The organism is Aeromonas sp. QDB18, from assembly GCF_027705325.1.
Lineage (GTDB): Bacteria > Pseudomonadota > Gammaproteobacteria > Enterobacterales > Aeromonadaceae > Aeromonas > Aeromonas caviae.
On sequence record NZ_JAPDBQ010000164.1, the window covers coordinates 1 to 8853 of the forward strand.

The 8853-nt window shown below is 61.6% G+C and carries 8 protein-coding genes and 1 pseudogene; 8 read left to right on the forward strand and 1 reads right to left on the reverse strand.

Annotated elements, in window-relative coordinates; all coding sequences use genetic code 11:
- The first annotated feature begins 139 nt into the window (after window positions 1-139).
- Window positions 140-649, forward strand: coding sequence for a GNAT family N-acetyltransferase (locus tag OKC30_RS18270; RefSeq protein ID WP_270664173.1), 510 nt, complete (start codon window positions 140-142; stop codon window positions 647-649).
- Window positions 650-869: 220 nt separating this feature from the next.
- On the opposite strand, the pseudogene tppF reads toward OKC30_RS18270, so the two are convergent.
- Window positions 870-1483 (reverse strand): annotated as a pseudogene (gene tppF / locus OKC30_RS18275) (type IVa pilus pseudopilin TppF).
- Between the two features lie 40 nt (window positions 1484-1523).
- Here tppF and OKC30_RS18280 point away from each other — a divergent pair.
- The 7 genes from OKC30_RS18280 (at window position 1524) to deoD (ending at window position 8742) form a co-directional block, all read left to right on the forward strand.
- Entirely contained in the window at window positions 1524-2312 is a 789-nt protein-coding gene (locus OKC30_RS18280; RefSeq protein WP_043153000.1) for a TatD family hydrolase, read from the forward strand.
- Between the two features lie 213 nt (window positions 2313-2525).
- Window positions 2526-3800 (forward strand): NupC/NupG family nucleoside CNT transporter, encoded by a 1275-nt coding sequence (locus OKC30_RS18285; protein WP_270809729.1) that lies wholly within the window; start codon window positions 2526-2528, stop codon window positions 3798-3800.
- Between the two features lie 123 nt (window positions 3801-3923).
- Window positions 3924-4094 carry a XapX domain-containing protein gene (locus OKC30_RS18290; RefSeq protein WP_010673027.1) on the forward strand — a complete coding sequence of 57 codons (171 nt, stop codon included), beginning with the start codon at window positions 3924-3926 and terminating at the stop codon, window positions 4092-4094.
- Between the two features lie 387 nt (window positions 4095-4481).
- Entirely contained in the window at window positions 4482-5255 is a 774-nt protein-coding gene (deoC, locus tag OKC30_RS18295) for a deoxyribose-phosphate aldolase (protein WP_039039946.1), read from the forward strand.
- A gap of 82 nt (window positions 5256-5337) precedes the next feature.
- Window positions 5338-6669, forward strand: a complete 1332-nt coding sequence (gene deoA, locus OKC30_RS18300) for a thymidine phosphorylase (RefSeq protein WP_160838335.1) — start codon at window positions 5338-5340, stop codon at window positions 6667-6669.
- 14 nt (window positions 6670-6683) lie between these two features.
- Window positions 6684-7892, forward strand: coding sequence for a phosphopentomutase (locus tag OKC30_RS18305; protein ID WP_270809730.1), 1209 nt, complete (start codon window positions 6684-6686; stop codon window positions 7890-7892).
- Window positions 7893-8025: 133 nt separating this feature from the next.
- Window positions 8026-8742, forward strand: a complete 717-nt coding sequence (gene deoD / locus OKC30_RS18310; protein WP_005341325.1) for a purine-nucleoside phosphorylase — start codon at window positions 8026-8028, stop codon at window positions 8740-8742.
- The last annotated feature ends 111 nt before the right edge of the window (window positions 8743-8853 follow it).

The following is an 8853-nucleotide window of genomic DNA, read 5'->3' on the forward strand; positions in this document are numbered from 1 at the left end:
GCCAAACCACAGAAGTATGCGACGAGAAAACCTAGTAAAAACAATGCCAGTCAGGCTTAACTGACTGGCATTACTCCTGAGGGAGTCGTTTTTTTTATGGTCGTGGTCGGCAGAACCACCAGGCAGGGAGGTCGGCGTGATGATTCGTATGGCAGGGGTGGAGGATGCGGCGGTGCTGGACAGCTTCTTCGGGCAACTGGACAGGGAGACCCGCTTCATGCTGTATGAAGCGGGAGAGCGCCCCTCGGACATCGCGGGGCAGCGCAGGCGGCTCGAGGCCATGGCCGCGGCCCCCAACCAGGCCATGTGGCTGCTGGATCTGGCGGGGGAGGTGCAAGGGTTTGCCGCGCTCCTTGGTGGCGGCCTGGCACGCAACCGCCACTGCGCCCTGGTGGTGATGGGGCTGCGTTCGGGGGCGCGCGGGCAGGGATGGGGTGAACGGTTGCTGCGTACCCTGATCGCGGCCGCGAGGGATCTCGGTATTCACCGGCTGGAGCTGGGAGTGATGGCCCACAACGAGGTGGCCCACGCCTTGTATCGCAAGTGCGGGTTCGTGGAGGAAGGGGTGAGACGGCAGGCCTATCGGCTGGACGAGGGCTATGTGGACGAGATTTCCATGGGGCTGCTGCTGCCGCTGGACAGGCCATGACGCCGCTGGCCCCGAGATGCTGGTCTGGGGAGTTGGATTGGGGCAGGCTTGTGGGGAAACCATCAAGACAAGGAGGCGCCCATGAAGGGGATATTGCTGCGTTGGCTGGCTCGCTACGATGCCTGGTGCCAGGAGTGGGGACTCACACCGGAGAACCGGCGCTGCTGCGCGCCGATACGCCATGATGAAGACGAGAAGCGCCCGGAGAAGGGCGACGACCTCACTGGAACTGGCGGGTCACGGCACCAGTGACGCTGTTGTAGTCGAACGAGAGCCCGTCGGGGTATGCCGGGAAGCGGCCAACGGAGCTGCGCAGGGTATAGCGGCAGTTGTCGTGACGAAGGGCGCCGTCAGCCTGAGCGTCTGCCGGGATGAGCCGGGATATGTAGTCACTGTCTGAATCCTGGTGCAACTCATCGGCCACCGTCAGATCGGTATCGAGCAGGGCGCCAAACAGGCTCTCGCAGTCGTCCCGGCTGCTGACGGAGATCTGATCGCTGTCGCCACCGGGGAAGACGGTATCGGGCCCCTGACCTCCCTGGTCCTCCTTGGTGCCCACCGGCCAGCCATGGCTGTTGATGTCGAGATCCTGCATGCCCATGCCGCTAAAGTTGTAGAGTGCCAGGGGCTCCCCTTTACCTTGACCGCCCAGCCGGCGTGGGCGAGCCGGGCGGCACTGGCAAAGCTGCCCGCCGTGGCCGAGACGCTGCTCTTGAGCCCGTCGTCCTGGATGTTGATGAAGCGGGGCAGGGCGGTGACGGCCAGGATCCCCAGCACGATGATGACTAGCACCAGTTCTATCAGGGTAAAGCCTCGGGAAACGTGTGTTGGCATGGAATGAACCCATTGAGTACGACAGACAGGTAAGCGCGACATGGAATTGATAGACACCCACTGCCACCTCGATTTTCCGGTCTTTGACGCCGATAGGGAGGCGCTGCTGACCCGGTGGCGCCAGCTGGGGGTGGGCGAGTATATCATCCCCGCCCTGGGAGAGGAAAACTGGGGGCGGGTGATGGCGCTGGCCGGGCGCCACGACGGCATCCGTTATGGCCTGGGGATCCATCCCTGGTATGTGGGCAAGCAGCCCCGGGATGCACTGACCCGGCTGGAGACCCTGCTGGCGAGTCGGCCCCGTGGGCTGGTGGCCGTGGGGGAGTGCGGGCTGGATCTGCGCTCCCATGTGCCGCAGGAGGGGCAGGTCGAGATGTTCGAGGCGCAGGTGCGGCTGGCCATGGCGCATGAGCTGCCCCTCATCGTCCACTCGGTGCGTGCCAACGACACGGTCGCCAAGATCCTGCGGCGCTTCACTCCGCCACAAGGGGGGGTCATTCACGCCTTCAGCGGCTCCCTGCGTCAGGCGGAGGTGTTCTGGCAACTGGGTTTCAGGCTGGGGATCGGGGGGGTCATCAGCTATGAGCGGGCCAACAAGACCCGGGAGGCGATACGCCAGATGCCGCTGGAGGCCTTGCTGCTGGAAACCGACGCTCCCGACATGCCGCTGCAAGGCCAGCAGGGGGAGGTGAACACGCCGGCCAGCCTGCCGACCATAGCCCGCTTGTTGGCACAATTGCGGCAGCAACCGCTGGAGGATGTTATTTCGGTGTTACATGACTCCACCCGGCGGCTGTTCCCCCCAGGAAATCATGAAATTAACATTTGATTATCAAATGATGACCGAGTGATAAAAAACAGGGCCCATAAAAATCGTTTGCGGTCTAATTAAACGATGTTCAGGCCGTTTGTGGCTTATAAAATGTGACCAGTATTCTATTTTGTCGCACCGTAATTAGTATAATGCGCACCCTTGATTAGCGGCTTCAATACACAAATCGTTAACAAGCTGGCAGGTGCTACTAAAGAGGAAGTGTTAATAATGAATCTGATAATAGGTCTGGTAGGGATGGCGACGCTCATCCTTATTGCGGTGCTGTTCTCCAGCAACCGCAAGGCAATCAAAATTCGTACCGTAGGTGGCGCCTTTGCCATCCAGGCCGGTCTGGGGGCCTTCGTGCTCTACGTGCCGGTCGGTCGTGACATCCTGGTGGGCGTGTCCGACGCCGTCTCCAGCGTCATCGGTTATGGCCAGAACGGCATCGAATTCCTGTTCGGTGGTCTGGTTGGCAACAAGATGTTCGAAGTGTTCGGTGGCGGTGGCTTCGTCTTCGCCTTCCGCGTCCTGCCCGTCATCATCTTCTTCTCTTCCCTGATCGCGGTACTCTACTACCTCGGCATCATGCAGTGGGTGATCAAGCTGCTGGGCGGCGGTCTGCAGAAGGTGCTGGGCACCTCCCGTACCGAATCCCTCTCCGCCACTGCCAACATCTTCGTCGGTCAGACCGAAGCCCCGCTGGTGGTACGTCCCTTCATCTCCAAGATGACCGACTCCGAGCTGTTCGCCGTCATGTGTGGTGGTCTGGCTTCCGTTGCCGGCTCCGTGCTGGCCGGTTACGCCTCCATGGGTGTCAAGATGGAATACCTGATCGCCGCCTCCTTCATGGCTGCCCCGGGTGGTCTGCTGTTCGCCAAGCTGCTGGTACCGGAAACCGAGACCCCGAGCTACGACGAGAACACCGCAGAAGGTGAGCTGGACGACAAGCCTGCCAACGTGATCGACGCCGCTGCCGCCGGTGCCTCCGCCGGTCTGCAACTGGCCCTGAACGTGGGTGCCATGCTGCTGGCCTTCATCGGCCTCATCGCCATGATCAACGGCATCTTCTCCGGTGTGGGCGGCTGGTTCGGTTACCCGCAACTCTCCCTGGAGCTGCTGCTGGGCTGGCTGTTCTCCCCGCTGGCCTTCCTGATCGGCGTGCCCTGGAGCGAAGCGGTCGTGGCCGGTTCCTTCATCGGTCAGAAGCTGGTGGTCAACGAGTTCGTGGCTTACCTGAACTTCGCTCCCTACCTGAAGGATGAAGTGCTGATCAACGGTGTGGCCATGTCCGAGCACACCAAGGCGATCATCTCCTTCGCCCTGTGCGGCTTCGCCAACCTGTCCTCCGTCGCCATCCTGCTGGGTGGTCTGGGCTCCATGGCACCGAACCGTCGCGGCACCATCGCCAAGTTCGGTCTGAAGGCCGTGCTGGCAGGTTCCCTGTCCAACCTGATGTCTGCGACCATCGCAGGCTTCTTCCTGGCGCTGTCCGGCATGTAACATCGCCTGACTGACAGGATAAAGACGAACGCCACAGCGATTTGCTGTGGCGTTCTCGTTTGGGGTGGTGACAACCGTTTTCCTGTCAAGACTAATAATAAAGTGAGTCAAATCGGAGGTTCTATGAATGAAGTGCTACTGGCTATGGCGGCCGGCTTTATCGTTGGGGTGTTGTTTTCTTTCCTCAAGTTGCCGATACCGGCGCCGCCCGTCCTCTCCGGCGTCATGGGGATCGTGGGGGTCTATCTGGGGGGCATTGCCTACTCCTGGATCCTGACCCGCTTCTTCTCTTAAGCGCCTTCCAGCGCTGGATTTTCCGGGTGTGAGGTACCTCTGAAATTGGCAAATCCGGCTTGCAAACACGGGGTATCTCGGCTGAAATAGGCGATGCCAGCAGGGTGCTGGCATTGACTAATGCCCGGTGAATCCGGGTGTTGGCGGTCAAATGGAATTGATTGGGAAGTCGGGTCTGCGTAGTCGGCCTTTCTCAAGTCTTCATGGAACCAAGTCCGCACTTTTGTAAGAAAGTGACAGGGCTCTTGCCTTATTTGCAGCCGTATTGCCTGTGCATTTGCGCTGCAATTCCATATCCCGTTGCTCCGGGAACGTCTCTGCCGACCCTTGGTGTTCGGTGAAGCCGATCGCGGGTGATGGGGCTTAACAAGACTTTGGAGACATAGCATGACTGATCTGAAAGTGGCCGCCCAACGCGCCCTGAACCTGATGGACCTGACCACCCTGAACGATGACGACACCGATCAGAAGGTGATCGACCTGTGCCACAAGGCCAAGTCTCCGGCCGGCCTGACCGCCGCCGTCTGCATCTACCCCCGTTTCATCCCCATCGCGCGCAAGACCCTGCGTGACATCGGCGCCGCCGACGTGCGCATCGCGACCGTGACCAACTTCCCCCACGGCAACGACGACATCGAGATCGCCGTGGCCGAGACCCGTGCCGCCGTGGCCTACGGTGCCGACGAGGTTGACGTGGTCTTCCCGTACCGCGCCTTCATGGCCGGCAATGAACAGGTTGGCTTCGATCTGGTCAAAGCCTGTAAGGAAGCCTGCGGCGCCAAGGTACTGCTGAAAGTGATCATCGAGACCGGCGAGTTGAAGGAAGAGGCGCTGATCCGTCGCGCCTCCGAGATCTCCATCGACGCCGGTGCCGATTTCATCAAGACCTCCACCGGCAAGGTGCCGGTGAACGCGACCCCTGAAGCGGCCCGCATCATGATGGAAGTGATCAAGGCCAAGAACCCGAAAGTGGGCTTCAAGCCGGCCGGTGGCGTGAAAGACGCCGCCGTGGCGGGTCAGTACCTGGCCATGGCCGAAGAGATCCTGGGCAAGGACTGGGTATCCGCCCGCACCTTCCGCTTCGGCGCCTCCAGCCTGCTGGCCAGCCTGCTGGCGACCCTGGGGCATGGCGACAAGCCTGCCAATACCAGCGGTTACTAAGCGGCGGCAGGGGGCGGTGCGCCGCCCCCTTTCGGATCTGGTTCGGTCTGTGTTCGTGCGTGATGCACGGAGGGAATGAAAGATGTTTTTGCCTCAAGAAATTATTCGCAAGAAGCGCAACGGTGAAGCGCTCAGTACCCAAGAGATTCAATTCTTCGTCCAGGGCATAACCAACAACACCATCGGCGAGGGGCAGATCGCGGCCCTGGCGATGGCGGTCTACTTCAAGGACATGACCATGGATGAGCGGGTCGCCCTGACCTGCGCCATGCGCGACTCCGGCATGGTGCTGACCTGGGACCACCTCAATCTGGGCGGCCCCATCGTCGACAAGCACTCCACCGGCGGCGTGGGTGACGTCGTCTCCCTGATGCTGGGCCCCATGGTCGCCGCCTGTGGCGGTTTCGTGCCCATGATCTCCGGCCGTGGTCTCGGCCATACCGGCGGTACCCTGGACAAGCTGGATGCCATCCCCGGCTACCAGACCTCGGTCGACAACGACCGCTTCCTGAAAGTGGTGAAAGAGGCGGGTGTCGCCATCATCGGCCAGACCGGCGATCTCGCCCCGGCGGACAAGCGTATCTATGCGGTACGGGACATCACCGCCACCGTCGAGTCCATTGCCATGATCACCGGCTCCATCCTCTCCAAGAAGCTTGCCTCCGGGCTCGAAGCGCTGGTGATGGACGTGAAGGTGGGCTCCGGCGCCTTCATGCCGACCTTTGAAGCCTCCGAGGAACTGGCTAAGAGCATCGTCGCCGTGGCCAACGGTGCCGGCTGCCGTACTTCAGCACTCTTGACCGACATGAACCAGGTGCTGGCCTCCAGCGCCGGCAACGCGGTGGAAGTGCGCGAGGCGGTGCGCTACCTGACCGGTGAGTATCGCAACCCGCGCATCCACGAAGTGACCCTGGCCCTGTGCGCCGAGATGCTGATCTCCGCGGGGCTTGCGAGCGACGAGCAGGACGCCCGTGCCAAGCTGCAGGCGGTGCTCGACAACGGCAAGGCCGCCGAGATCTTCGGTCGCATGGTGACCGGCCTCGGTGGTCCCGCCGACTTCATGGAGCGCTACGACGCCTACCTGCCCAAAGCCGCCATCGTGCGCCCTGTCTACGCGGCCCACAGCGGATTCGTCACCGCCATGGACACCCGTGAACTGGGTCTGGCCGTGGTGGCCATGGGCGGTGGTCGCCGCGCCGCCGCCGACAAACTCGATTATGCGGTCGGTCTGACCGACTTTATCCGCCTGGGTCAGAGCGTCGATGCTGACAAGCCGCTCGCCCTGATCCACGCTCAGACAGAAGCTCAATTTGCCGAGGCTGCCCGCATGGTGCAGGCTGCCGTGAAGATCGGCGACACCCGACCAGAGGCGCTGCCCGAGGTTTACCGTCGCATCGGTCTGGCTGATTTGTAACAAGGGGAAGTCCCATGAAACGTACCTTTATTCTGATGATGGACTCTTTCGGTATTGGTGCTGCCGCCGATGCCGACAAGTTCGGCGACGTGGGTGCCAATACCCTTGGCCATATCGCCAAGGCGTGCGCCGCCGGTGAGATCGAGGGCCGTGGCGCTCTCAACCTGCCAAACCTCAGCAAGCTGGGTCTGGGCCACGCGGGCGAACTCGCCAGCGGCACCTTCCCGGCCGGACTGAACAAGGATGTCGAGGTGATCGGTGCCTACGGCTTTGCCCAGGAGCTCTCCTCAGGCAAGGACACCCCGTCCGGTCACTGGGAGATTGCCGGCGTGCCCGTCTTGTTCGAGTGGGGTTATTTCCACGACAATCACAACAGCTTCCCGCACGAGCTGCTGGATGCCATCGTCGAGAAGGCCGGTCTGCCCGGGTATCTGGGCAACTGCCACGCCTCCGGCACCCAGGTGCTGGACGATCTGGGCGAAGAGCACATGCGCACCGGCAAGCCGATCCTCTACACCTCTGCCGACTCCGTGTTCCAGATCGCCTGCCACGAAGAGACCTATGGCCTCGAGAAGCTCTATGAGCTGTGCCACATAGTGCGCGAGCTGCTGGAGCCCTACAACATCGGCCGCGTCATCGCGCGTCCGTTCGTGGGCAGCGGCAAGGGCAACTTCAAGCGCACCGGCAACCGCCACGACTACTCCGTGCTGCCGCCGGCGCCGACCGTGCTGGACTACATGAAGGAAGCGGGTGGCCAGGTGGTCTCCATCGGCAAGATCGCCGACATCTATGCCCAGCAGGGCATCACCAAGCAGGTGAAGGGGACCGGTCTGACCGAGCTGTGGGACAGGACTCTGGAAGAGGTGAAAGCGGCCGGTGACCAGACCATCGTCTTCACCAACTTCGTGGACTTCGACTCCTCCTACGGTCACCGCCGTGACGTCAAGGGCTACGCCGATGCGCTGGAGTACTTCGACTCCCGCCTGCCGGAGCTGTTCGACCTGCTGCAGGATGGCGACGTGGTGGTGCTGACCGCCGACCACGGCTGTGACCCGACCTGGAGCGGTACCGACCACACCCGCGAATACATCCCGGTACTGTTCTACGGCAAGCCGGTCAAGGCGGGCTCCGTCGGTCGTCGCGAGACCTTCGCCGACATCGGCCAGAGCATCGCGGCCTACCACGGCCTGCCCAAGCTGCAATACGGTACCAGCTTCCTGTGATGGTGACCCCGGGCCGGTTCGCCTGCCTGGGGTGCCACAGGGCCCCGGTTTCCTGTAATGTACCGCCGCCGCGCAGGCAGCGGACAATCCATAAAGACAATAAAACTCAACCTAGTGTGAAGGAATAAAGAGAATGGCAACTCCTCATATCAATGCGAAAGATGGCGCCTTTGCTGATACCGTGCTGATGCCGGGCGACCCCCTGCGTGCCAAGTACATCGCCGAAACCTTCCTGGAGAACGTCGAGCAGGTGTGCGACGTGCGCAACATGTTCGGTTTCACCGGCACCTACAAGGGTCGTCGCATCTCCGTCATGGGTCACGGCATGGGCATTCCGTCCTGCTCCATCTACGCAAAAGAGCTGATCACCGACTACGGCGTGAAGACCCTGATCCGCGTGGGCTCCTGCGGTGCCGTGCGTGAAGACGTGAAACTGCGTGACGTGGTGATCGGCATGGGTGCCTGCACCGACTCCAAAGTGAACCGTCTGCGCTTCAAGGACCACGACTTCGCCGCCATCGCCGACTTCGACCTGGTGGCCAATGCCGTTCAGGCCGCCAAGAACAAGGGCGTGGCCGTGCGCGTGGGCAACATCTTCTCCGCCGATCTGTTCTACACCCCGGACCCCTCCATGTTCGACGTCATGGAAAAATACGGCATCCTGGGTGTCGAGATGGAAGCCGCCGGTATCTATGGCGTGGCCGCCGAGTACGGTGCCAAGGCGCTGACCATCTGCACCGTCTCCGACCATATCCGTACTGGTGAGCAGACCACCTCCGAAGAGCGTCAGCTGACCTTCAACGACATGATCGAAATCGCGCTGGACTCCGTCCTGCTGGGTGACAACTGATCCCCCTCGCGCATAAAAAAACGGCGGCCCTCGGGCTAATGCCGATCAGTTAAGGATCCATTGACCGATCCTCAGGCTGTGTAAGAATCCGAAACTCCTTGTTGGGTTTCG